Raw genomic sequence first — 23,641 nt, forward strand, 5'->3', positions numbered from 1 at the left:
TCCGGGCCCGTCGGCAATTAATTTTTCCATGGTGAGACTGGCGAGAATGATCTACACTTGTCAATTACTCAGGAAGAGGAGTTATCATGAAAAAATTACCATTAATCTTATGCGGTGTCCTCACCCTTTCATCCGTCCATGCCGACAAAGTCCGGAGCGTGATATACGCGACCGATGGCAAAAAGGAACTGGGAACGGTCAATTTTGAAGACACCAAATACGGCTTGCTGATTACACCTGAACTATCGTCACTCCCCCCGGGACTGCATGGCTTTCATCTGCACCAGCATCCCGATTGCGGCGACCATGGCATGGATGCCGGCGGGCATTTTGATCCGGGTAAAACCAACACGCACCAGGGCCCTTATGGCAATGGCCATTTGGGGGACTTGCCGGTGCTGGCGGTCAATGGCGATGGACAAGCCACTACTCCGGTGCTGGCTCCCCGCTTGAAAACCAGCGATTTGAAAGGATTATCCGTCATGGTTCATGCCGGCGGAGATAACTACAGCGATAATCCGCCATTAGGCGGCGGCGGTGCGCGCATAGCCTGCGGCAAAGTCGGTTCCTGAATAGAGAGACCCAATGTTTGAAACGGTTTACGTTTCAAACATTGGGCTGCGGTTATCGTGTAAACTCGGGATTTTCGGTACGCAGGAAAATCTGGGTATAATACGTCCATCCGTTCTTGTCCTGGGCAATTCCAATGCCGGTTAAGTTAAAATTGCCTTCAATATTTCTGCGATGTCCGGGACTGGTTAACCATTTGCGCACCACTTCCCGCGGAGGGATCTTGAAGTAAGCAATGTTTTCCGCTCCGGCGCGACAAAACTGTATTTCCTCGTAAATGCGCTTAATCCGTTTATCAAAATCCTCGTGACCAAACGCCATCATTTTATTCGCCATATCACGGCTATGCTGCGTTGCTTCCATGGACATATATTTATTCAGCTTTAACGGTTTTAATCCTTTGGAGAGACGGTGTTTATTCACTTCATCAAGAACCAACTGCTGATCCCGTACGCTGATCTCTTTTATGGTTAATGGTGCGGACCAAAGCGGCTGAAACAGCATCAAACCGCACAGAACCAGAAGTCCGACCCGCAAAATTTTTCCTTTTTTCATAGCTACAACCTATATGAATGATTTTCAAGAAGGACAAATTTTAACCTGATTTTAAACTCTGAATCCACTAGATTCCATTTAGTTTTGACAGGCGCCTGTCATTCCCGCGCAGGCGGGAATCTATGGCTAAATTGACTCTGTGCTATATCAGGCATAAATTCCCGCCTGCGCGGGAATGACATGAAATGGCACACTTTGTGTAATGCTACCTGTCAAAACTAAATGGAAAAATAACAGGGTATGGTTTTTACAAATGTAAACTGACATGAACCGCATGCAATACAGCGCTGATTTTCCCAATACGCGCAATAGCGGAGAGCGGTAAGCCATGCTCCAGCAATTGACGGCTATGGGCGCTGATACAGGCACCGCACCCATTTAATCCCGATACGGCAAGACACATGATTTCAAAGGTCACCTTATCCGTACCCGAATTCATCATGCCCTGCATGCGCAGACCTGTCGGGACTTGTCCTAGTTCAGCCAGTTCACTCAAATGAACAAAACGATAATAGATATTATTCATAGCCATCAAACTGGCTGCGACTTTAGCCGCTTGCCGAATGGTATCGTTTCCAACGGACTCTATCAATCCGGCAATGAGGGTGTCATCACCCAGATGATAGGCAACAGCCAGCGCCGAACCAATAATCTGTTCCTCAGTCAAACCGTCCGTCTGGGTCACATCCAGGACCTTGGTCAAATTTATACGCGCGTCCCTGGCGAATTCGGGTAACTTTTCCTTGATGAAATCCACCATGATGGTCTCCTTATTTCTGATTAAAACCTACCCGAAAATCAGGCAACGTGAATGGTATCTTCCCCTTTCTTCCAGTTACAGGGACATAATTCATCCGTCTGTAAGGCATCCAGTACCCTCAAAACTTCCCGGGGATTACGCCCGACGTTCAGGTCCGTTACCATAACAAACCGGGTGACGCCTTCCGGATCGACAATAAACGTGGCCCGTTGCGCAACCCCTTCCTCCTCATCGAGGATGCCTAAATCCCGGGACAGTTCCCGCTTGATATCAGCCAGCATCGGAAACGGCAGCTCCTTAAGATCAGGATGCTGATTCCGCCAGGCTAAATGCACAAATTCACTATCAATACTTGCACCTAGAATCTGAGCATCACGATCGGCAAAATCACCGGCCAGTTTTCCAAACTCGGCAATTTCAGTCGGGCAAACAAACGTAAAATCCTTGGGCCAGAAAAACATGACCAGCCACTTGCCGGCATAGGTGTCATTGGAAATAGACTGAAACGCGTTGTGAATATCATTGCTTACCGTCGCTTTCAGATGAAACTCAGGAAATTTTTTACCTACGGCAATCATTTTTTTCTCCTCAATGTTTTGTGATATACAGTGTAAATGTAGGCACGAATCAAAGATAAGTAAAATTGAATATTTTTATTGAAACAATCAATAAAATCTATTCATTGTCAGCATCAAGGCTGAAATATTTTTATACCTGGTTCACGGAACCTGTCACAAAGACCAATCTCAACAATACCCGTTGACATTTGGGGAATAACAATGAAAAACCTTGCTGAAAACAAATTAATTTTATTCCCTGTTATTCCCATTTTTTTACTTGTCTTGCTACCTTTGTCCGCTCACCGCGCCACATAAGGGTATTGCAGATATTCATAATTCCATTGATTTATGAGCCATCTTCTGCTGAAATGACCTTCTGCTAGTCGATTTGATCAAAATTGGAGAATTAATGATGTCAAAAGAAGAAAAAATCTGCCTGATTGTTCGCTTTATTACCAAAAATAAAGACTGGAATAAAACCTGTTGCCGCTGATGAAACAACCGGCACTTGATGAGTTACTGACTTACGAAAATCCTGGTGTGGTGAGCTATTTCACGCACCACAACCCGACTTTCAGCCTGAATGCCAGCCGACAGCTTTTTACAGACCTTCTGGGCTGGCTGTGGTTAAACGCCCTCCGCCAGCAAAAAAATTGCCCCACTTATTTTTTTGGCCCTTTGCTCCCGATGGATGACATGTGGCACGCCTTCATTCTTCACTCCAGAGACTATGTGTCCTTTTGCGAGCGTTATTTTGACGGCTATTTTCACCATAACATTGAACCGATTGGGATGGAGCATCAACTTGCTCCCGAAGAGATAGGTGACTTTCTTTACGATTGTTTTGAATATCTGGGAGAACAATGGGTAATACGCTATTTTGGCGAAGCATTGCCTGTTATCCTTGAACCGTGAATAAAATTTATTACGACTGCAAAAGACAAGCGTGCCCAACCGAATGTATTACTATTATTTTCTCGTATCGACAAGGCTTTGGAGATAACGTATCATTCTTTAAGTCTTGTACTATTTAAACTGGTTAAACAAACATTTTGGTAGCCTCATTCTGAGGATAAGACCGGAACAGATACCATATGGAGTGATGCCATGGCAGCCGAACATTTTTCGGTTTCTCTTGTAAGCCGACTGTCATTACAGGGCACTCAGCAAATGCCTCAAGGTTATTATCGCTCCAAGTTATTTATTGTTCCTTTCACAACCAATCCGATTGTTGCAGCAGCAGGTCCGCTTCTTTCACTACTGGAAAGGTTGTGCGTCAGCACATCCCTGCCGCCTATCCGAAGTATTCGAGAAAATATCGAACATGAATTACGCGCGTTTCACAGCCGTATTCATGGCAAGGAGTATAATGAGGAACTGGAAGCCATAGCCAATTATTTATTATCAGCTACCATTGATGAACTCCTTGGGAAAAGTTATCTGCGTTTTGACGGTAAAATGGCCGAATTCAATTCCTTTACCCCGGCTTCCTTCGACAGTGTCGGTCCGGAAGAGCGCTTTTTTGACATTATCAATTATATTAAGGAAAGACCAAATCAGTATCTGGATTTACTGGAACTAGCCTATTATTGCCTGATTTCAGGTTTTGAAGGGAAACAGCACGGACGCGCTAACGGACGACAAATTCTCGATGATCTGATTGAAGAATTATATCAGTTGATACGACAATACCGCGTCAACAAATCATACCGTCTTTTCAAAGAGCAGAAAAAAACGGAGGCGCCGTCCTCCAATCGAAAACCGATACTGGTTATCTGTTTTCTTTCGTTAGGTCTATTGATTGCCGGTTACTGGGTAAGCCATGCCGTGATCGAACATAAAGCAAAAACCGTCCAATTCGGACATCATATTGTGGCTAAACTGGATGACTGATGGATAAATCGTTACAAGCACTTTGCGATTCATTAAAACGCATTTTCGCACAACTAAAGCCCCAGCAAAATCCATTATCCTTTCTATTGCTGATCGGTAAAACCGGCCAGGGTAAAACAACCTTGTTGAAACAAAGCAATCTTTTTCATCTCGAGATTGAGCAGGAACATCCGATTCATGTTTTTTACAACAATCATGGCGTGATTGTAGAGCTGGGTGAATCCTGGCTAAATCGTAGCGAAAATCTTCTCGCATTTTCGTTGAAGCAATTAAATCGCTGTCACAGCAATATCAAAATCAGCGGCCTTGTTCTTTGCGTTGACAGCAGTGAACTGTTATTAACGGAACCCGTGCAGCTTATGGAACAGTGCAAATCCCATACCCAGCTTCTGGAACGGTTCGGTAATGAACTCGGGTATCGGGCAGATACGGCGATCTTTGTGACCAAACTGGATGCGTTAGCGGGGTTCTGTGAATTTTTTCAAGCCGAGCATACGTCAGAATTAAACAAACCATTTGGTTTTTCCCTTAATAACAACCTCCGGAAAGATCGATTTATCAACCACTACAAAACACAGTTTGATCATATGCTCGAAGTGACAGGGCAACAGATTATCAATAAACTGCATCCGGCCCGTTCCAGCGTCAAACGGACACTAATCCGTGAATTCCCATTACAACTCGCCAGTTTAAGGGTACCCCTTCAAATATTACTGCAAAATTTAAACCACCACTTATTTCATTTACAGGCGCTCTATTTCACGAGTGCGGAGCAAGGTGGACTAAGTGTGGACAAGCTTAACAAAAAAATACAGCATGAATATGCCCTGGCCGTTCAGGACCGTTTTCCCCAATCCAATAATTACCGCGCCTATTTTATTGAGGGCGCCATTAAGACCTTTCAGGATCAAACAAAACACCATTCGCCGAGCATGTCAACGAACCACAAGGCTATTGCCGGTGTTGCCGCAGGATTTGCCGGTTTATTTTTATGCGTGCTAGGCTACCAGCATATCACTACCAGTAAATTGCTGGATGGAGCAAGCAAGGAATTATTGGCTTATGAAACATTAATAGTACAACCCGATAATAAAACATCCGCGATCCATCATCTGTCCCAGGCTGAAAACATGCTGGATTTGATTCCTGTCAACCTCTTTTCCAGTTCACTAATCGAACAATTAAAAGGTCAATTGCACAGAAACACCAAACACCACCTGCAAGATAATTTTCTCCCTGATTTAATCGGTAACCTGGAGGAAGTGATTTCCAACCCGTCGCAGACCCAGCTAGCACGCTACAAGGCTTTAAAGGTCTATCTGATGCTGGGGGAATCGGAGCATTTTTCGGAACCGGAAGTCATCAACTGGTTCCATGAGAGCTGGAAAGCCAAAAATCCTGACAAACCGATTGAAAAAGATCTTCTTCTGCTAAAAAAAGCAATAAAACAGCCCTTGCAACCCATTGCGATTAACAGGCAATTAATCAGTGATACTCGTAATTATCTAAACGCGCTACCTGCCGCGTATCTGTATTACTCTCTGGCAAAAGGTTCCTTTCCGCAGGAAAAAACTCTCATTAATATAGAAGGGTTTGATTTAACCAATAAAGAATTGCCCATTTATTACACCAAAGAGGGTTTTAGCCAAATCATGGCTCTCTTGCCAAAAATCACTACCCAATTACAGCTGGACAACTGGATTTTAGCCCGACAGGATCTTGGCAACCTGTACCTGCAACTGCAACAGGCCTATTGCTTTGAATACGTCACCTGGTGGCAAAATTTTATACGACGAACCCATCCACAACATTATCAGGGTTATCAACAAGCCAGACAACTGGCTCAGACGTTGCAGCAGACGAATGCCATATCGCATTTAATTGAATTGATCCAACAGCATACCAGTCCGGATTTATCAAATAATGCCTTATTATTTAATCAGGAAATTGCCAGCCAGTTTACCGCCCTGAATTTAATGAGTCATTCTTCTATAAAAGAATTAAACATAAACATTACCGAGCTTGAAAAATTTCTGACCACACTTGGCGTGGTTAACGATCATGGTCGTACGGTATTTGAATTAACCAGGGCTCGATTTAATGACGAATCACAATCCGATCCCCTGAGTGCCTTATACCGCCTTTCCCGCCAATTGCCGGAACCTGTTTCCGGTTGGGCCAAGCAAATTGCCGACGATACCTGGTATATTTTTATCACGGAAAGCAGAGAGTATCTCAACCGCAAATGGCAAGCGACCGTTTACAATGAATACCAGTCCGCCATATCCAATCGTTATCCTTTTGAACCCAACCAGCCGGTTGAAATTTCCCTTGCCGAATTTGACCGTTTTTTTGCTCCAAAAGGAACATTAAATAATTTTGTTAACCATTATGTGAAACCATTTCTGGATGTATCAAAACCCCAATGGCAACCTAAAGAGCACGACGGTTATATGATGCCGATTTCCAACGACATTATTAATGAGTTAATTCGCGCCAATGTGATTAGCAATATGTTTTTCCCCGAAAATTCCAATAAAAGCAAAATAGATTTTACACTACAGAAAATTAACCTGGATCCGGTCGTTGCCAGCCTGCAGCTGACCATTGGAGACATCAAATTAACGGATAATCAGGATAGTGAGTCTTATACGTTTTTCAATTGGCCGCAATCCAATGCCCGATTGGCTCTTTACTCTATTGAGGGCGCTCATTACGAGCTTGAGGAATCCGGACCCTGGGCATTTTTCAAGATTTTACAAAAAGTAAATGTCCTGGTTGATAATAACGACAGCGCCAGCCTGCAAATTCTTTTTGAAGTCAACGGTAACTCCGGCCGCTATATACTTAAAACCCAGAATCCTATTAATCCATTTAGCCCTGGTGTTTTAACCGGATTTAACCTCAATAAGGAAATCACCTGATTTTCAAGTGATGGAAGTCACGTATTTGTTCCTGTGCCCGCCCTGAAGGCTTCGCTGTAATGCGGGATAACGTTCACGTTCATGTGGATACTCACCTGTTTCTCAAAGTACGATATCCCGACATGAAACCCGCAACACGGCCGCAGGCCTCCTTACGGGCTACCAAGCTGTGCAGGAATACGGCTTTTTTAATGCGTTTTGGATGGCAGTATTTTTACATTAGGATCTTTGGAGTAAGCCTCGAGGATATCATCGACCAATTGATCAATCACACTGTCCTTGGCATCTTCTTCAATCAATCCCACCTGAGCTTTCATACTGGCCAGACGCTCTTCAATAATTTTCGCAATAGAGCCATTGGGAAACAAGGACGCCAGTACCCGCCGGGCTTCCGAAGGTCCTAATTGGCGGTAAAGACGGTTACGTACCGTCGCGTCTTCCGCCGTGGTACTGAAGGCCCATAATTCAACAGGCCCCAGAGTCAAGGTAAGTAACTGAATATTAACGCCGGATTTGGTCGCGTATTGCACCAGGAATGTTGCCCCACCTTGTCTTGGCCCGTGAACACGTGTTCGTAAAGCGATTTTGGCCGTATTCGACAAACCGAATATCTGCGTCGTTTTTTCAACGGCTTGAGAGGGTCCCGCATCCATAATATAAATCGCTGTTGCAAACTCAATCATAACGGCATCAAAGTCGTCCACCGATTGGGAAAGAAGCGCAATCTGCACTTTCCATTTTCGTCCTTCCCGCATATCAATAATAACCTGCTCTCTAACCGCGGCTGATTTTGAGGTGCGGTGAAATTCATCGTATACAATACGTTTGGGATCTTCGCGAATTTCCGTAACCCTGTCTTTATGGTATTCCCGATATTGATCCGGCACATTATTCATACTTTCCTCGGTCAAATAATAATGCCGGGCAAGCACATAACGCGCGAGCATATACATAACTGACGTTTGTCGATCTGCTGCGTCTCCCCCGCTTTTGGCGACTTCATCCAAATCGAGGGAAACAATCCGGGCATCGCCGATATCAAAACTGGTGACTCTTGACAGAATGGAATATTCACGTACCGCTCCTGAAATCATTCTGGAAAAAGCACTGATTAATGACTCGCCGGTTGGCGCCACCACTTTCTCATACAGATCCTCAATCGAAGGCGTACGGCAAATAGAGGCGGCATCAGCCAGTAGAGGCATGGCATATCGTTGGGCAAGCATCGCTTCATGCACAAAACCGGCCGAGAACAAGGCATCCGTGACCTCCCACCAGGTTGATTTTGAATCCCGGACAAACCCGATTTCCTCAAGAATACTGTCAATAAATTCTTCAACCCCCGGTGCGTAGGGTGTTGGATTAAATTCATCAGCCATGCTTTTGTATAGCTCATCCACCACCATACCCGCCAAATCAGGCATACCGTCATAAGGCTTTGCAGCGCCCAGTGGCGTCGTTAGAAGGGTAAGAAAATTAACCAGAAATGAACGTTCCGTAGCCGTCGGATAACGACATCCCAATTGCGTGTCAAAGGGATTAATGGAGTACTCCGGAGTCATACGCAAACGGTGATAGGCGGCAAGATGTCGCTTTGACGCAGGCAACGCTTCTCTTATCAGAGAAATTAATCCGCTGCTTGACGGCCCGATATCAATAATGGCAATCCTTGGCAACCGCGTTAATCCCCCGGACAAACAAAGAGCCAGATTCAGGGCGTTCGATAATACGGACTTACCGGAACCGGGGCGCGCGTAAACCAGATCAATCCAGGTTGTCTGCTGAGTCGAGCCGGGTTGAAAGGGCCAGGGTTTGCCATCTGGCGTTCTGTACAATAAAGCCCCGCTATCCCAAGGGGAGGCAGGCCGGGTAATAGGTAACATAGTGACCACATCAGAAAGAGGCGCTACTGACGGGACGGCGGTGCTGCGCGTTGTAGTCGCCAGCATACTGGACACAAAACCGGCAAACGGATCGCCGCAAATTTCCGATACATCCGTTGAACCCCAGCCTTGAATCGCCTTAACCAGTTCCGAACTCCGGCGCCTCATCAAAGGTATATTACCGGCCGGAGCCCAGGTCGTGGCAACAACCCGTAAACGAATAATCGCATCATCCGAATTCAACTGCAAATACTTCAGAAGATTTACGGAATCGCTGATTAGTCTGTTTTGGGCAGATGAAAAAGCCAGAATACCAGCCAGCATCCCTTTCAGTTTAATCGTGCTTAACCCATCGCTTTCCAGAAAAAACGACATCCGCCACGGAATGTGTGACGGAAGTATCCGTCCGAACAAAACGGCAAACGGACGAACATCTTTGGGAAACAAATCAATAAAAACGGAAGAATACATTTTATTGCCGACTTGCACCGTTCGCAGATCAATGTTTTCCGCATCGCGCGGAATAACCTGCTTTGCCAGGGAAGGCCATAGCAAATCCGACACGTCTCCTTCAAACCGATTTATTTCACGAGGATATATTTTATCGCCCGGCAAGGTCGCCTTCCAATCATCCGCGGTAAAATCCGGATCCGCAGTCATACGTATGGCATGCACGGCATCATGAACTTCAACCAGTCTGGCATAAATGTTAAGAGCATCCAGATCATTCAGAATGGATCGGACATAAGCATCGTGAGTATCACGTAACTCCGGAATGGCTGCATAAATGGTTTGAGTATTTTTAAAGGCAGGCGCTTTGGTATCTTTCAACATTTTTAATTTAGCCTTTGATGAGGCTTTCAATTGCTCCTGGGCTAAATTAAAAGGTCGGGTAAAAAGAACAAAATAAAGTCTTTCCTCGGCACAGTATTGTGACAGGTAATCCACCCGCTCGGAAAACAAATCATCCAGTTTTAATTCCAGACGCTTGGCGGTAGCATCGGCTGCGGAATAGATATCCTGAATGACTTTACGGATATTTTGTTTGTCGTGACTGAAAAAGATCTGCAAGGCATGGCCTGGCCTGCTCATAGCTCCCTGGAAGGCGTTGGACAATCCTTCCACCAGACGTTCAAATTCCTCGTTGCCCGCCAGAGCGGTAACACCTTCTATTTTTACAAGCGAAACCAGTGAACCGTCATGATTAACCAAAACTGTCTTGGAATCCGCAGTTTCCAGTTCACAATACGATTCAGTTGTTTGTTTAAGCGAAGTACTTAACCAGGCAAAAAAGGTATCAATACCTTCAAAAAAAGATTCCGCCCATTTCCCCATGGTATTCCCTTTTCTTCACAATATAATAGTTTTTGTTCATTATGGTCTGTTGATATTTCATTGCAACGCTGCAAATGCCAACCGACTCCAACCAATTTTTTTCGGTTTCAGACTGATTTTCATTCAGCCTGTTTGTGTAATTTCTTCCAGGGCACTGGCCGCCCAACGCTCTATTTGTTTGCGGAATTTGGCCCGAGAGGGTAAAAGTCTTATATTATTGAGCAGCTTATCCAATGTTTCAGGCTTCGTTGATCCGGAGTCAATAATAAGTTGTCCCAAAATTGCCGGATCACTGGTTCCCTCACCAAATTTTTCCTCAACTATCTGGGAACGAAACTTGAAGCTTCTATAAATATTTTGGGCGCTGCTTTTGTAACCGGTATCATTCGTTATCGCACAAAATAAAACATGGCACAAACTGTTTAATTCCGGTTGTGTCAATTCCGGTAGATATATCAAGGTTCCACCACCATACCCACCTACACCCACGGATTCGACAAAGAAACACTGCGCACAAAAACAACATGCGGTCACTAAATTGGATAATCGGTTATTCGTATAGTCGTTATCAAGATTAACCACTTCCTGAAAGAATCTGGCCTGAAATCCACAGAACTGACAAGTATACCTGTCACGATGAAATACTTTTTGTTCATAGGATTTAAACCGGACATCCGCCTTTCTGGCCGAATACAATCTCCAGGCACCTGCGCTGGCAATGAGCTTAAGTTTGTTTTTTTCCTGATTAGTGGACATCAGTTACGCTCATATTTGTTTTTTATGTCTGTACGAAGATAGGCAGGCAACACGGCCTGCCTTTTCTTCCTCCCAGATCCGGTTAACCACCGCCACTAGAGGTAAATACTGTTCCTGACGGGCCTGCCGTTTCACCGCCACCGGAACCAAACATGGTCGCGCCAGCAATACCGAGAATGGTTGGTAAAAACAGCAACGCCGCGGCGATAAATACCAGGGCAATCGGCGTACCAATCGGGATTTGGGTTGGATTATCTTTGTGTTGCTTAAATTTCATAATCGCACCAATTGAAAAACCGAGGCCTGCCAGGTAGGAACCCGCCGTAATCAGTTTTGCCAATTGCCCGAATGAGCCGGTGATGGTTGACGCCATGGACCCAATAGTCAGGCTGGTTGTAGCCATGGCTGTGCCCGCCAGCAACCCCATACCCAGACATGACGTAATAATAATTATTTTTTTCATAAAGTTACATTTCTTTCCGGGGCTTTTCACGTTTGTTTCTCCTATTAAAAAACAAATTAACTTGTACCATAAAGTGTATTATTAATTATATTTATTGTGGCGACAATATTCATTGCTAAAATGCCGCCAAAAACGTGCATTAAACCTTTTCCTGTTCCTCCCGGCGGTTGTCCCTGAGACGCTGAGCGGGCTACCAGAACCCACCCCCTGACAAACGCGGCCAGACCAATTGTTTGTATAATAATTGTAAGCGGTCTCCCCACCACACTATCAGCGCTGAATAAGGTATTGAAACTTTGGTTATTACTGCTTACAGGAGCATATTGCAAAATATTGGCGTCACCAAAGGTCGTGTTTAAAATTATCTCCACACCCGTAGGAAAATAAATAAAAAGAGCCGCCACCAGCATATAAGTTGCCGGTTCCTTAATACTGGTGTTCGACGCCATCATAGTCCTTGCCTCACCGTAGACCTTTAAACTATAAAGCGCCTTGAATGCGAATGACAGGCCTATAAGATAGGCGGCGCCCGAAATTAACTTTTGTACCGGCCCTAATGTTGAGGCAATATTGTTCAGAATATCTGCCGAACTTGTTAAAAAACTTGTAAAAGAACCACCATCAGCCATAATCTTCTCAACTGTCTTGCTGGCTAAACCTAATTACTTTCCCTGAACTCATGACAACTCGTCCCTGAATCGCATCTATCAACTTAACAACGCCATATCCTGCAACTTTTGTTCCTTCTCTTACCGTAAGTGTAGACCCATTTGTAGCAATTAACCAAGCCCTGCCGGGAATTACAGCCTGAATATAATAGACAGGCAAAGAACGCGTAGCACGCACTTTCGGACGCACCGTCTTTGGCCGTGTACGAGCCGAGATAACGGCAAGCTCGCGGGATTGTTGTTCAACCTTGTCCGCAAGCGTATTGACCGTCTGGCTCAGCGCGGCAATTTTATCGGCAAGGCTATTTAAGTTGGATGAAAGACCACTTAATTGATTATTGACCGTAGTAACCTCGGAACGCATATTTTGCTGACTAATCTCAAGGGCCGCCAGTTTTTGATTAACCTCCCGGTTAGATGATGACGAAGTAACACTGGGTGTCGTTTGCTGGGTAACAACAGGCTGCACCGGTCTTGATTGTGTTTCCTGAGGTATCGGCTGAATAGCTGAGGGCGTTGTTTTTTTGGTTGCGACCTGATCTGTTTTACTTGAAAAAAAGGCGCCCATGAATTTATATACGACCATCGCAAGAATAACCAATACAACCACGATTAACGCATTACGCCTGATGTTTTTTTGAGGTGAATGACGTTCAACCACCTCTGATTGCATTGGGGCTGTGTCCTCATCATCCATCATGTCGGAACCCATGACATCCAGATCAGAAAATTGATACTCATCATTGTCTTGATTATTGTCTACCATGTCCTACCTGCTCGTCATGTTAAAGTGATGTTAAATCTTGTGTAAACAAAATACCCATACTGGTACCGGAAAAAACTTCGACCGTTGTCGGACGATTAAATTGCTGCTGAGCAACCTGACCCCAGGTTTTACCAAGCGTGGCCAGTCCAATCACCGCATTTTCCAACGCAGAACGACCGATACCATTTTGAACGGTAATGTTATCACCACCGCCGGTACCGCCGATCGTAACCGTGGTATTCGCCGATTGGAACGCGTTTCCGAAGCCCTCCAGGAACGATGAAGCAAACAACGAACCGTAGCGAAGCAGATAATGATGATCCGTTCTGCTGGAAAGTGCTGTTCTGGCAGTATTGGGGTCAATGGCGAACGCGTTGATTGAGGTTGTTTTATTCGCACCTGGCACAGACATGGTATTAAAATTGATAACCATTTTGTCTGAATTGGATGGCAGATTGAAACTGCCAATTAACTTGGCACCTTTAAATCGACCGGAGACGATAGTGGCTAGAATTGGTCCTGGTTCATCACTATTTACCGACGTATCCATAACGGCAAATAGTATATCACCGGTTTTAATCAATACCTGTTGATTCTGATTATTATTACCTGATGCCTGTGACGTCTGCTGGGCCGAAGAAGCAGCGCCTTGCTGATTACCGACCGAGAGTAAACTGCTATCACTTTTAGCCTTTTCCTCTTCCGAACCACCTACATAAGCCTGGGTAGATACTTTCTGCCAGGCTTGCAGTGCCTGATTCGCCTGGGACATCATTTCAGAAGTACGTTGCTGAATTTGCTGTTGATAGCGCTGATCAGCCAGTTGCTTGTTTTGTCGCTCCAGTATTTTCTGCAATTGCTGCGCGTTGGCAGCCTCAACCGACGTAGCCGTTTGCTGGGGTCGGGTTGGAACCCCGGTCAGGCTGGAGGGGGTTGTTGAAGGCTGGGTAACACCGGGTAAACCAGCCACTTCGGAGCCCGGCTCACTGGCCGCCTCTATCCCCGCGCTTCTTAACTGGGCATTACTGTATCCCGCGTCTTTAATCTCTTTTGCCGAATACCCCGCATTTTTTAAATCGGCAGCGCTGAATCCCGCATCCTTTAATTCCTTGGCACTAAAACCGGCTGCCTTGAGCTCTGCCGCGCTAAAACCGGCATTTTTCAATTCCGAGGCGGAAAACCCTGCCGCTTTCAGTTGTGCGGCCGTAAATCCCGCGTCTTTTAATTCCTTGGCGGAAAAACCCGCGGCACGTAATTCTTTCGCGGTGAATCCGGCTGCCTTGAGCTCTGCCGCGGTGAATCCGGCATCTTTCAGTTCCGCTGCGGTAAACCCTGCCGCTTTCAGTTCGGCGGCGGTATAACCTGCCGCTTTTAAAGCCGCCGCGCTGCAACCGAGTGTCTGTCTGATTGTGGTTGCGGAAACTCCGGCCGCCCGGGCAGCTTTCAGAGAAGCCACACTACAATCGGCGGTTCGCCCCGCGGCTATCACCGCAGAAGGATCGACGCCCGCCGCTTTTAACTGCTCCGGTGTAAATCCGGCCGCCAGTAATTGCGCCGGGGTAAAGCCGGCATCCGACAATTGTTTGGCATCATAACCCGCCGCCTTCAAGGCAGCCGCGCTGCATCCGTTCAAATCGCGAATTCTTTTTGCGGATACGCCTTTCTCGAACAAAACTCTTAATTTGGCCGGATCACAGCCCGCTGCCCGAATTGCATCGTCTGAAGTCCCTGTGGCATCTCTGATTTCCTGAGGCGAAAAACCGGCTGCCAAAAGCTGTTGAGGAGTAAATCCGGCTTCAGCCAATTGCCTGGCATTGTAGCCTGCGGCTTTTAAGGCCGCGGCACTACACCCATTCAAGTCACGTATCCGCTTGGCGGATACCCCTGCCTTAAACAGTTGTTTCAATTTATCCGGATCACAACCCGCAGCACGTATGGCACTATCACTGACAGGCCCGGCCGCCTTGATTTGCTCGGGAGTAAACCCTGCGTTGGCGAGATCATCATCGGTAAATCCTGCTTCCTTGAGCGCCTTGGCGCTGCACCCGGCATATTGTCTTATCAGCTTGGCGCTAACACCCGCCAGCCGTTCCTTTTTTAAGGCCTCGACATTGCATCCCGCGTTTTTAATATCCTGTGACGTAATACCGGGAGGCAATTCCGATTCGGCAGCCTTGATCTGGGCCGGCGTATATCCGGCCTTGGCCAGTTCTTCCGGAGTAAAACCGGCGTTGAGTAAATCACGGGCGCTATAACCCGCTTGTTTTAACTGCTCGGGAGTAAATCCCGCTTTGCGCAAATCCGCAGCACTGAATCCGGCATTTTTCAAATCCAGAGCGCTATAACCGGCTGCCTTCAGTTGCGCAGCACTACAGCCGCTGATTCTCCTTATTGCCGCAGCCGATACTCCGGCAGCACGAAGTTTTCGCAACGCGTCTACGCTGCAACCGGCTTTTCGTATATCGGCTTCAGTAATTCCATCCGGCAAACCACCCGCTCTGGCAATTTCGTTCTCGGAAAACCCGGCTCCTTTTAACTCCCCGTCACTATAACCGCCGTCTTTCATTTCCTGGGCGGTAAATCCGGCATTTCGCAATTCACAGGCATCAAATCCGCATGCCCGCAGGCGACCCGCGCTAAACCCGGCATCTTTTAACTGCCTGGCATTAAAACCGGCCGCTTTCAATTCCTTGCACGAGCAAACCTGTTCCAGTTCGGAGACCTGGTAACCGTTATCTCTTAGCTGGACACAGGTACACGCCTGTTTCAGATCAGACAGCACAGCTCCTTCACTGACCACTTTCTCAACGGATTCCTTGCTGCAATTGCTGTTTTGTAAATCCTGGATCCATAAGCTCTGTTGGGCACCCGCTTGCGCCTCCCTTGCAAGAGTAGCAAACCCCACACTGCCTTCGCCTTGTTGCGGACCTATTGGCTGCACACCGGCTCCAAGGGCTTGTGTACGAATAATCGTCGGTATCGCGCTGCCTCCGGTTTTCAACGCGCTCTGAGCTTGTGAAATATTCTGAACTTCCTGTAATTTGGCATACTGCGCCGTCGGATTAAGCGCACCCGGAATGGATTGAATACTGGGTGCGGTAGATAAATCGGCTGTAGCAGACGTATCCAGTCTTGTGGATGAGGAAAGTTTTATGACACCGACAATTACCGCAATAACCAGCAAAAGAGCGGTAAAAATAATAATGACCCTGGAACGGGTATTCGTAAACAGCGCTTTAATATTCTCTTTTCTACCTGCCATTTGATTATAACCCTTCTACCTTTAATTGCATGACTTTTCCATGCCAGGACACCAGTAAAACCGGTGATTTTTGCATCTCATATGCGTGCATGCCATCCGCACTGGTCATACTTCCTATCCAACCGGGTGACAATATGGTGAGATTGGTTCTAACATACATTTTCTCATTGAGAAGCCAGGCCCTGGCATCACCGCCACTAACCGTCAATCGCTTGCTGCCTTGAGGAGGGACGCCGTCAAGCACGTGCAGAAGAACATCACTGGCACTGGGAGGGATTCCCTCCTCCATGGGCATGTTTTTCGCATTCGGCCCATAGCCCTGCACACGTAAATCCACACGGTAATCCACCGCTTTCTGTCCGGGAATCAAAGTCAGCATAACCGGGGTGTTTAAACCTCGTAATCTTACCGCCAGATTACCGTAATTATACAACTTCATTGATTGGATCATCAGCGTGTTGCTGGTTTTATCCCATTGAATGTTAAATGAGGAGGGATCGCCAAGATCGTAGGCGCTAATAGGCCATGGCGCTCCGGTTGAATCAAGAAACACCAGCGACGAAACAAACCCCTGGGATAATCGGATAACCGGAGGTGTGGATCCCGGGGATAAATTAACAAACTGCGAGGTTGCCGTCGGCTTGGGCGGTGTTCCGGCCGTGGACGCCTCCGCAAAATTGTTTTCCTGATATATTTGTTTCAGACGCAGTATCTGTTCCGGCGTCAAGGGAAATAACTGTCTGGTTACGCCTTCAAACGCCTTGATATCTATCAGATCCTTGTCTGAGAGCGTTAATGAAGGATCCTGGGGATTGGCAGCGGTCTGATTTGAAGTCGCGCCAGGAGCCGCAGGTCTGGTATTATTACTTGCCGGCGCGGCACTCTTACCCGGCTGATTATTCGCCGCACCGTCTTGCTGCCCACTTGATTTGGATAGCCGTTCCTGCAGTATACGAAGCTGCTGCAAGGCCTGCTGTGCCGAATCTGCCTGGTCCGCTGCGTAAAGTGGTGTCGTCAATGTATAGGCAGCTAACAATATGGATTTACCCACCCATTGCAGTAAAGCTATCGTTTTATTCATCAACTTATTCCACCCCCGGCCGGACCAACGACAAATTGAGAGATACCAATTCCGCGCGGTGACTCCAGCGTTGAGATCCGTGTAATTAACATGGTAACCACATTATTTTGCTGACTAAATTCACTGGCACTCTGATAAGTTACCAGAATCGGCATCTGAACTCGCCAGGAAAATCGGCCGTTTAAAACCCCTTTTTGTAAAATAATCGGGGCACGGGTTGCCACGGCGGACACAATTAGTTTTTTTGCCTTGACCTGATCCAGATTGTTTGATTGCTGTAGCGCATCCAAAAATTGCTGCCAGCCTTCCGTGGTAAAAAAACCTGAAGACGCTTTTAACTCTTCGCGATAATTGACGAAATTATAGGTAAACGCGGCAATAGCAGCCTGATTTGCCCATTGCAATACTGCCGAATCAGACTGGTTTGGCTCCATGAGAGGGGTAAGAGGAGTAATACGGCCATTGATACTGGTCGCGAAATATTTGGGCTCCGGAGGATGGGTAACGATATAAATAAGGATAGAACCGGTTATAAAAATGATAACCAGCGCCATCAACAGGGAAAACATTAACTTTTGTTGCCCATCACGATAAAACTTGTTCTGTATACTAACCTCAGTCAATGCTTTTTCAGCCATATTTTCCTCATTTATTGGGGTATTTCCTTGACTGCTTCAATGTTATTCGGATCCGGTGCCAGCAACGCTTGCGCTGATTCATTCGCTGCCGCCAGGGGCTTAAGCTTCACGGGAGGCGTCACACCATTCGTTGCATAAAACTCTCGTGCAGGCTGATTAAAATAGCTGTAATAAATCCCGCAGACCAAAATAACATTTAACACCAATGACATAATAATCATGGTGCTCACCCGTCGATAGGTCTTTACATAAAAAGACTTTGAATTTTTTATTATTTCCCAAGTCTCACGACTCATATTATCTCCATCAAAACACTACTTTTCGAGAATGTAAACATAAATTTCCGAGTTTTGATTACCCTTTCTTCCCAACGGTCCGCCAGATAATAGATTTATCATCGCCTGTACGGACTGTAAAGCCCTAATCGTTTCACCAGGTATTTTCATTACCAACTTGTCAGCTCAATGGACTCACGACAAATTGGGCAATACCGATACCGCTCGGTGAGTTGAGCGTAGAAACACGGGTGACCACCATGGTCACCATATTATTCTGCTGCGTGTATTCCGTTGCACTCTGATACGTTACCAGTACAGGTACTTCTATGCGCCATGAATATCGTCCCTGGTAGAATCCTGCGTTTTTAATAGCCGGGGCGCTGGTCGCAACCGCAGATACGATCAACTTCTTTTGCTTCACTGCTTCCAGATTGTTTGATTCATCCAGGGCATTTAAAAACAACTCCCACCCCTTGGCAGTAAAAAACCCGGAAGAAGCCTGTAATTCCTGGCGGTAGTTAACATAATTGTAAGTAAATGCAGCCACAGCAGCTTCACCGGCCCATTGCAAAACGGAACTATTCGATTGATTAGGTTCGGTAAGCGGATACAAGCGGGTTATCCTGCCGTTAATTCCGGTAGGAAAATAACGGGGTCCGGGAGGATTGTAAACAATATATAACAGAAGATAGAAGAACATAATATTACAGGCTATCGAGGCCAGTAACACCAGAGTTACTTTCCGTTGACCACTTTTATAAAACTGGTTTCGAATATTGACAGCTGTCAGAGCGTCTTGCGGCATGGCGTCCCTCTATACGATAGCATCCCTGAAGGTGATTTCGATTCTTGAATTCGGTGATTCATCACCCCCTTGGGTAAACCAGACCGCCGGCTTGTCACTGCCTGCCCCTTCCGTAAAGATAAAGCGGCTGTCTATGCCCTGACCCCACAGGTAATTGGCAACAGCCCTTGCTCTGGCCAAAGTCAAGGCTTGTTCTCTTCTCGTCGAGACGTATTTACTACTGTAACCCGTTACATTAACACCAATTTTTCTGAACTGTTGCAGGAAAAGAACAATGTCATTGAGCAATTCATAAGATTTCCAGGTCAACCTGGGCGACTGATCCGTAAACAAGGCTGAAGACGGCAGGCTGACAAGATAATCCTGTCCCATTGTAATCACTTTCACCCCGCGTTTATGAAATTTCTTCTGCATGGTAATCACCATGGAATCGGATGTTCCGGCAACTTTACGCGGCAGCTTGTAAGCGTCACTGTCAATAATCGGCTGATATTTATCACCCTTGCAACCAAATAACAACACACAAACGAACAGAGTGGCCGGCCATGTTGAACATATCTTTAAGCCAACGCGCAAATGTCTCACTATAAACCCTCTTTATCATTCGTAGATTACCGAGTCTTAACAAATAAAAACATACAAATCATTACGTTACAAGCTATTCAGAAAAATTAAGCGCTTGACCTGCATTTATGCTGTATTTTTAATCTATTTATTTTTTATTTGCACATTTTTTTACAGGTCAGATACCGGATTGGCAACCTGACACGCAGGCGCCGGAAGTATTTTATCGGGTTGTCTATAGACAGCCCGATCTGCAATTTCTGGATGAGACACGTGTCTGGAGTTTGTCCTTGTTCAGGGTTTAATGTTCGCCGTTTGCCGCCCTAAAGTGTATCGTCCCCGGAACCCTTGCTTGCTTTTTCTCGTTCGTTGACAATATGGTCGGACAGTTCGTTGGCTATATCGGCAAGGCTCCCGGCATCAATTTCATCACGCTCCTGCGGGGGATAATTGGTTGCCATTTGAAAATCCTTGATCAATTCATTGGCGACCGTGCCGGCGTATTTATCCTTGGCCCCACAAGCTCGTTCAATGACAGACAAATAATTTCTTGTCTCATTGATAGCCAAGATAGGTTGAGAAAATTGTTCAACGTCCTTGACCAGAAGAGGTAACGCACCGGATGGTTGGCGAAGTGTACTGAATATGGTTAAAACCCCTTCTTCTTCCTCTTCAAGCAAATCTTCAATCGGTTCCGGTTCATTTAAATTATGATAAGCCAACAGTGCGGCAACCCCTCGTTCAATAGGATCACCTAGCTTGGCTTCATGTAATGATTTGGTTATAAGCGTGATTTCCTCGTTTTCAACTTCTTTCGTAATGCTGATATCACCACTATCCAGCACCCGCTGAAATCCGGCCAGTTGCTGATACAATTTAGCCAGATAATCATCCGGAGGCGGTTCCACTTTCAGAAACTGATTCAGTTTCAGTTGTTTAACCGGTTTGGGATTTGCATAAAACATGCGTGCCCGCACAATTTTTGACTTGAAGAAAATATGCGCCTCACCTTCCGTCTGCTCCTTAAGATCAAGCAAGTCAATACGTGATCTTTTTTCATAGGAAGAACTTTTGGTATCAAGGTAACTGTTGGCAAAACTCGTTTCCTTGGTCTGAAACGAATCGACCTTGGTGACATAAGCTTCACCGGCAGTTTTGGTAAAGAAATCCCACGTTTCCGTCGGATCCTCAAGCTTCATACAAATTTTGATATTGGTGTTTGCACCTATTGAAGCCGCTTCCTCTTTGGAGGCTTTTTGGAACGCCGGTAAATCCTGGCCTGCAAAAATAGCCGAAAATCCCAACGAGCGCGCCTGTGCAGGCACTACTGCAAATCCCTGTACCGCGTAATACCCGTACTCATCGAGAATGCACATGTAAGGTGTCGGTGAGTTCGTAGGTTTTCGCTCTATCACATCACGATAGTCTCCTTCTACCTCTTCTCCCAGGCCGGCTGCCATCATAGCTTTTAATGAGGAAACGATAACCTTGCCCAGGTTGGATAACTCATCCGGTGATTTTTCCAGGGCAGGCAGGAGTACAACAAGTATGCGGCGATTCAAGACAACGTCTTTAAAATCCACTTCGGCCAGATTGGTGCGAATAATGTGCCCGTAAGTATCGGCCAGGGAAGAAAAAACCCTGACCAGCTGCATGGTAATAAAACCATGTTGCTCCAAAACCTGAGAAACCTGTTTGCCTTTTTTCTCCTTGTTGTAACCAGGCAGGTTGAACACATAGTTACGCAAGGGATCGGTAACCAGTTTGGGTATGGATTCAATATTAACGCTTTCCTGCTCATCTCTGGGAAACACCTTGTCTATCACAATCGATTCCAGACGCTGCAAATCAAAATAATTACGGATGGAATTGGCATCGAGTAATATCGCCCCTTCATCGCGCATATAAACAAGCAGCTTCATCAAGGCTTCCACGAAAGTAATAGCCCGGCCTTTCCACATATCGCCATCGGACGATTGACCGGAGGATCCCATCAAACTGACCACAAGCTGGGTCAACATACTGGATGACCCCTGACAAAACGGATTTAAGGTGTTGGAAAGCCGCTTTTCCTGGGGACCAACAATATCACGAGCACCCGTCATAAAATTGATGAGCAGCAAATCGTCCTCACGCCCCATGCTACGCACCATGGAAAATACTTTGGCATACAGGGAATTATCGCCTTTTCCGTCCACATAGATAAAACCGCTGGCCTGCACCAGGGCATTGTAAGCCAGAGAAACCAGCGCTTCCGTTTTACCGCTACCCGTAGAACCAAAAATTAACGCATGCGTTCTTAAATCATCATTGGCAAACCACAACTCTTCATTCGTTTTTCGATCATTCCCGAAAAAAGCGATGCCACGCGCCACATTGGGCGTCTTGATGCCTGGCTTCAGGTCATTATAGTCCTTGACCCGGGCGATTTGCGGTAAACGAAAAGGCAACATCTGTTTGCGTGTATAACTATACAGAAAGGCCAATCCACCCAGAATCAGAATCAGACTGGATGCCTGGGATATGTAGTAAGCCGTGGCGGCCAGTGACACCAGAACGATAGAAATATTAGTCGGGTCGGAAAAAAAATCCGCAATCCTCTGACCCATTGTCCTCGTGTCTCTGAGTAACTGGGAAGGATCTATCTCATGCCTTGTATCAATACCACGCATCATGATTTTAATTCCTGCATTTCTTTGGCAGATAACTTCACATCTTTAACAGCAGATTCCAAAGCCTTGATCGCTTCATCAATCATAGGAACCAATGAGCGCCTCCCCATGGCTTTTTCGGCGCGCCAATGCGCAAATGGTCCGCCAACCTCGGAAAATGGTGTTTGCCTGCCTATACTGTTAAGCATATACCATAACCGGCGATCTATGGGCTTTAACCATAAAAATTCCGAGCTGGGCACAACACCATCCTCTCGTGCCTCCTCAAGGAGTGAGGCCATGACTGTCATAAGATAAGCATGCCTGGACACCACTTCCTGCACCAGTTCCGTATTATAGTATTTTTTCAAAATGGGGCGGGCGACCGTAAAATCCGGCTTCCCCTCGGAACAGGTTTTATCAAGCGTTTCCATGATTAAACTGGCCGATTTTCTATCCCTGTTCATACGTGCCATGAACGCGGCGGCCAGCGCGAAAGCCTGGGGAGGGCAGCGCTCAAACCCTTCAAAATACGGCCCTAACTGCAAAGTGAATACTCTCTTGGCATCGCCACGCCGAATTCCCGCCGTCATTTCCTGCCCGGGTGCGGGATTATCAAGAATGGCGTCCTCTTTTTTCAATAAATGGTACTTACGGGCAAATTCCATGGGTGTCAACGCCATAGCCCAGGGCCCCTTGTTCACATCCTGACTGACCAGATCTTCCTTGACTACGGGCATGATAGCCGGCCAGTTATGCTGCTCCTGGTTGCGCAAGGTTTTCATATCATGCGCTTTACGGAATTTTAGGGTAATGTTCGATTGATAGAGGAAAAAAGCGAGCAACACAAGAATCAGGACAACCGGATAACGTATATAATCTCCGACGGCGCCGGTTAAACTGATAAATTTATTCCAGTCAACGGATGCGGGATCGATGGTCTGCATCAGGTAAATGCTGTTATCCAGCGACTGATCCTTGATAAAAAACGCGATCAGCTTTCCCTGCCAGATATTTAATTTGAAAATAAACGCTACAATATATTGATGAGCGGCTTTCCATATAAAAAACGCAGCAAAAAACAACAGAACCATAATCCAGATTGGTGCCATTGAATTATCGCCACTACTTTGCTGTTGTTGTTGCTGAGCCATCCGATACTTTTAAACAGAATATTTATTATCAAGTATACCCAAGAAACTTCAAAATGCGAGTTTTGAAACGACTCC

At 46.1% G+C, this 23,641-nt stretch carries 20 protein-coding genes; 4 read left to right on the forward strand and 16 right to left on the reverse strand.

Annotation, left to right across the window (positions count from 1 at the left end):
- The first annotated feature begins 86 nt into the window (after positions 1–86).
- Positions 87–572: a superoxide dismutase family protein gene (locus CKW05_RS11185; RefSeq protein WP_058482101.1), complete on the forward strand. Its 486-nt coding sequence runs from the start codon at positions 87–89 to the stop codon at positions 570–572.
- A 52-nt stretch (positions 573–624) separates the two neighbouring features.
- Here CKW05_RS11185 and CKW05_RS11190 read toward each other — a convergent pair whose 3' ends face one another.
- From CKW05_RS11190 to CKW05_RS11200, 3 genes are all read right to left on the reverse strand, one after another.
- The gene (locus CKW05_RS11190) at positions 625–1,125 is read right to left on the reverse strand and encodes a CAP domain-containing protein (RefSeq protein ID WP_058482100.1); all 501 of its coding nucleotides are present in this window, start codon (positions 1,123–1,125) and stop codon (positions 625–627) included.
- Between the two features lie 247 nt (positions 1,126–1,372).
- Entirely contained in the window at positions 1,373–1,885 is a 513-nt protein-coding gene (locus CKW05_RS11195; RefSeq protein WP_058482099.1) for a carboxymuconolactone decarboxylase family protein, read from the reverse strand.
- Between the two features lie 38 nt (positions 1,886–1,923).
- Positions 1,924–2,463, reverse strand: coding sequence for a peroxiredoxin (locus CKW05_RS11200; protein WP_058482098.1), 540 nt, complete (start codon positions 2,461–2,463; stop codon positions 1,924–1,926).
- Between the two features lie 474 nt (positions 2,464–2,937).
- Here CKW05_RS11200 and CKW05_RS11205 point away from each other — a divergent pair, with 474 nt between their 5' ends.
- From CKW05_RS11205 to icmF, 3 genes are all read left to right on the forward strand, one after another.
- Complete coding sequence (locus CKW05_RS11205) at positions 2,938–3,360, forward strand: glycine-rich domain-containing protein (RefSeq protein WP_058482097.1); 423 nt, start codon at positions 2,938–2,940, stop codon at positions 3,358–3,360.
- Between the two features lie 192 nt (positions 3,361–3,552).
- Entirely contained in the window at positions 3,553–4,338 is a 786-nt protein-coding gene (icmH, locus tag CKW05_RS11210) for a type IVB secretion system protein IcmH/DotU (protein WP_058482096.1), read from the forward strand.
- Positions 4,338–7,262, forward strand: a complete 2,925-nt coding sequence (icmF, locus tag CKW05_RS11215) for a type IVB secretion system protein IcmF (protein ID WP_058482095.1) — start codon at positions 4,338–4,340, stop codon at positions 7,260–7,262. The genes icmH and icmF overlap by 1 nt, the downstream gene beginning before the upstream one ends.
- 188 nt (positions 7,263–7,450) lie before the next feature.
- Here the strand turns inward: icmF and CKW05_RS11220 are convergent, their stop codons facing one another.
- From CKW05_RS11220 to icmP, 13 genes are all read right to left on the reverse strand, one after another.
- A complete protein-coding gene (locus CKW05_RS11220; protein WP_058482094.1) occupies positions 7,451–10,480 on the reverse strand; it encodes a type IV secretion protein IcmB in 3,030 nt (1,009 codons plus the stop codon).
- A gap of 123 nt (positions 10,481–10,603) precedes the next feature.
- Positions 10,604–11,236 carry a type IVB secretion system protein IcmJDotN gene (gene icmJ, locus CKW05_RS11225; RefSeq protein WP_058482093.1) on the reverse strand — a complete coding sequence of 211 codons (633 nt, stop codon included), beginning with the start codon at positions 11,234–11,236 and terminating at the stop codon, positions 10,604–10,606.
- 82 nt (positions 11,237–11,318) lie between these two features.
- Positions 11,319–11,663: a type IV secretion protein IcmD gene (locus CKW05_RS11230; RefSeq protein WP_082642697.1), complete on the reverse strand. Its 345-nt coding sequence runs from the start codon at positions 11,661–11,663 to the stop codon at positions 11,319–11,321.
- A gap of 92 nt (positions 11,664–11,755) precedes the next feature.
- Positions 11,756–12,328: a hypothetical protein gene (locus CKW05_RS11235; protein ID WP_058482091.1), complete on the reverse strand. Its 573-nt coding sequence runs from the start codon at positions 12,326–12,328 to the stop codon at positions 11,756–11,758.
- 7 nt (positions 12,329–12,335) lie between these two features.
- Positions 12,336–13,133, reverse strand: coding sequence for a type IVB secretion system protein IcmG/DotF (gene icmG / locus CKW05_RS11240; RefSeq protein ID WP_058482090.1), 798 nt, complete (start codon positions 13,131–13,133; stop codon positions 12,336–12,338).
- A 19-nt stretch (positions 13,134–13,152) separates the two neighbouring features.
- On the reverse strand, positions 13,153–16,395 hold the full coding sequence (gene dotG, locus CKW05_RS11245; protein WP_058482089.1) for a type IVB secretion system protein DotG/IcmE: 3,243 nt from the start codon (positions 16,393–16,395) through the stop codon (positions 13,153–13,155).
- 4 nt (positions 16,396–16,399) lie between these two features.
- Positions 16,400–17,476: a DotH/IcmK family type IV secretion protein gene (locus CKW05_RS11250; RefSeq protein WP_058482088.1), complete on the reverse strand. Its 1,077-nt coding sequence runs from the start codon at positions 17,474–17,476 to the stop codon at positions 16,400–16,402.
- Positions 17,476–18,114, reverse strand: a complete 639-nt coding sequence (locus CKW05_RS11255; protein ID WP_058482087.1) for a type IVB secretion system apparatus protein IcmL/DotI — start codon at positions 18,112–18,114, stop codon at positions 17,476–17,478. Before CKW05_RS11255 ends, CKW05_RS11250 begins: the two co-directional genes overlap by 1 nt.
- An 11-nt stretch (positions 18,115–18,125) precedes the next feature.
- Complete coding sequence (icmM, locus tag CKW05_RS11260; protein WP_058482086.1) at positions 18,126–18,410, reverse strand: type IVB secretion system protein IcmM/DotJ; 285 nt, start codon at positions 18,408–18,410, stop codon at positions 18,126–18,128.
- Positions 18,411–18,570: 160 nt separating this feature from the next.
- Positions 18,571–19,197, reverse strand: a complete 627-nt coding sequence (locus CKW05_RS11265; protein ID WP_058482085.1) for a type IVB secretion system apparatus protein IcmL/DotI — start codon at positions 19,195–19,197, stop codon at positions 18,571–18,573.
- Positions 19,198–19,206: 9 nt separating this feature from the next.
- Positions 19,207–19,782 carry a type IVB secretion system protein IcmN/DotK gene (gene icmN / locus CKW05_RS11270; protein WP_058482084.1) on the reverse strand — a complete coding sequence of 192 codons (576 nt, stop codon included), beginning with the start codon at positions 19,780–19,782 and terminating at the stop codon, positions 19,207–19,209.
- A 302-nt stretch (positions 19,783–20,084) separates the two neighbouring features.
- A complete protein-coding gene (locus CKW05_RS11275) occupies positions 20,085–22,436 on the reverse strand; it encodes a TraM recognition domain-containing protein (protein WP_058482083.1) in 2,352 nt (783 codons plus the stop codon).
- The gene (gene icmP / locus CKW05_RS11280; RefSeq protein ID WP_058482082.1) at positions 22,433–23,566 is read right to left on the reverse strand and encodes a type IVB secretion system coupling complex protein DotM/IcmP; all 1,134 of its coding nucleotides are present in this window, start codon (positions 23,564–23,566) and stop codon (positions 22,433–22,435) included. Before icmP ends, CKW05_RS11275 begins: the two co-directional genes overlap by 4 nt.
- Positions 23,567–23,641: the final 75 nt, after the last annotated feature.

The sequence above is a fragment of the Legionella spiritensis genome (assembly GCF_900186965.1).
Classification (GTDB): domain Bacteria; phylum Pseudomonadota; class Gammaproteobacteria; order Legionellales; family Legionellaceae; genus Legionella_C; species Legionella_C spiritensis.

Coding starts and splice junctions, on each gene's coding strand:
- CKW05_RS11185 (WP_058482101.1), top strand. CDS start 87: ATGAAAAAATTACCATTAATCTTATGCGGTGTCCTCACCCTTTCATCC.
- CKW05_RS11190 (WP_058482100.1), bottom strand. CDS start 1,125: ATGAAAAAAGGAAAAATTTTGCGGGTCGGACTTCTGGTTCTGTGCGGT.
- CKW05_RS11195 (WP_058482099.1), bottom strand. CDS start 1,885: ATGGTGGATTTCATCAAGGAAAAGTTACCCGAATTCGCCAGGGACGCG.
- CKW05_RS11200 (WP_058482098.1), bottom strand. CDS start 2,463: ATGATTGCCGTAGGTAAAAAATTTCCTGAGTTTCATCTGAAAGCGACG.
- CKW05_RS11205 (WP_058482097.1), top strand. CDS start 2,938: ATGAAACAACCGGCACTTGATGAGTTACTGACTTACGAAAATCCTGGT.
- icmH (WP_058482096.1), top strand. CDS start 3,553: ATGGCAGCCGAACATTTTTCGGTTTCTCTTGTAAGCCGACTGTCATTA.
- icmF (WP_058482095.1), top strand. CDS start 4,338: ATGGATAAATCGTTACAAGCACTTTGCGATTCATTAAAACGCATTTTC.
- CKW05_RS11220 (WP_058482094.1), bottom strand. CDS start 10,480: ATGGGGAAATGGGCGGAATCTTTTTTTGAAGGTATTGATACCTTTTTT.
- icmJ (WP_058482093.1), bottom strand. CDS start 11,236: ATGTCCACTAATCAGGAAAAAAACAAACTTAAGCTCATTGCCAGCGCA.
- CKW05_RS11230 (WP_082642697.1), bottom strand. CDS start 11,663: ATGGGGTTGCTGGCGGGCACAGCCATGGCTACAACCAGCCTGACTATT.
- CKW05_RS11235 (WP_058482091.1), bottom strand. CDS start 12,328: ATGGCTGATGGTGGTTCTTTTACAAGTTTTTTAACAAGTTCGGCAGAT.
- icmG (WP_058482090.1), bottom strand. CDS start 13,133: ATGGTAGACAATAATCAAGACAATGATGAGTATCAATTTTCTGATCTG.
- dotG (WP_058482089.1), bottom strand. CDS start 16,395: ATGGCAGGTAGAAAAGAGAATATTAAAGCGCTGTTTACGAATACCCGT.
- CKW05_RS11250 (WP_058482088.1), bottom strand. CDS start 17,476: ATGAATAAAACGATAGCTTTACTGCAATGGGTGGGTAAATCCATATTG.
- CKW05_RS11255 (WP_058482087.1), bottom strand. CDS start 18,114: ATGGCTGAAAAAGCATTGACTGAGGTTAGTATACAGAACAAGTTTTAT.
- icmM (WP_058482086.1), bottom strand. CDS start 18,410: ATGAGTCGTGAGACTTGGGAAATAATAAAAAATTCAAAGTCTTTTTAT.
- CKW05_RS11265 (WP_058482085.1), bottom strand. CDS start 19,197: ATGCCGCAAGACGCTCTGACAGCTGTCAATATTCGAAACCAGTTTTAT.
- CKW05_RS11275 (WP_058482083.1), bottom strand. CDS start 22,436: ATGATGCGTGGTATTGATACAAGGCATGAGATAGATCCTTCCCAGTTA.
- icmP (WP_058482082.1), bottom strand. CDS start 23,566: ATGGCTCAGCAACAACAACAGCAAAGTAGTGGCGATAATTCAATGGCA.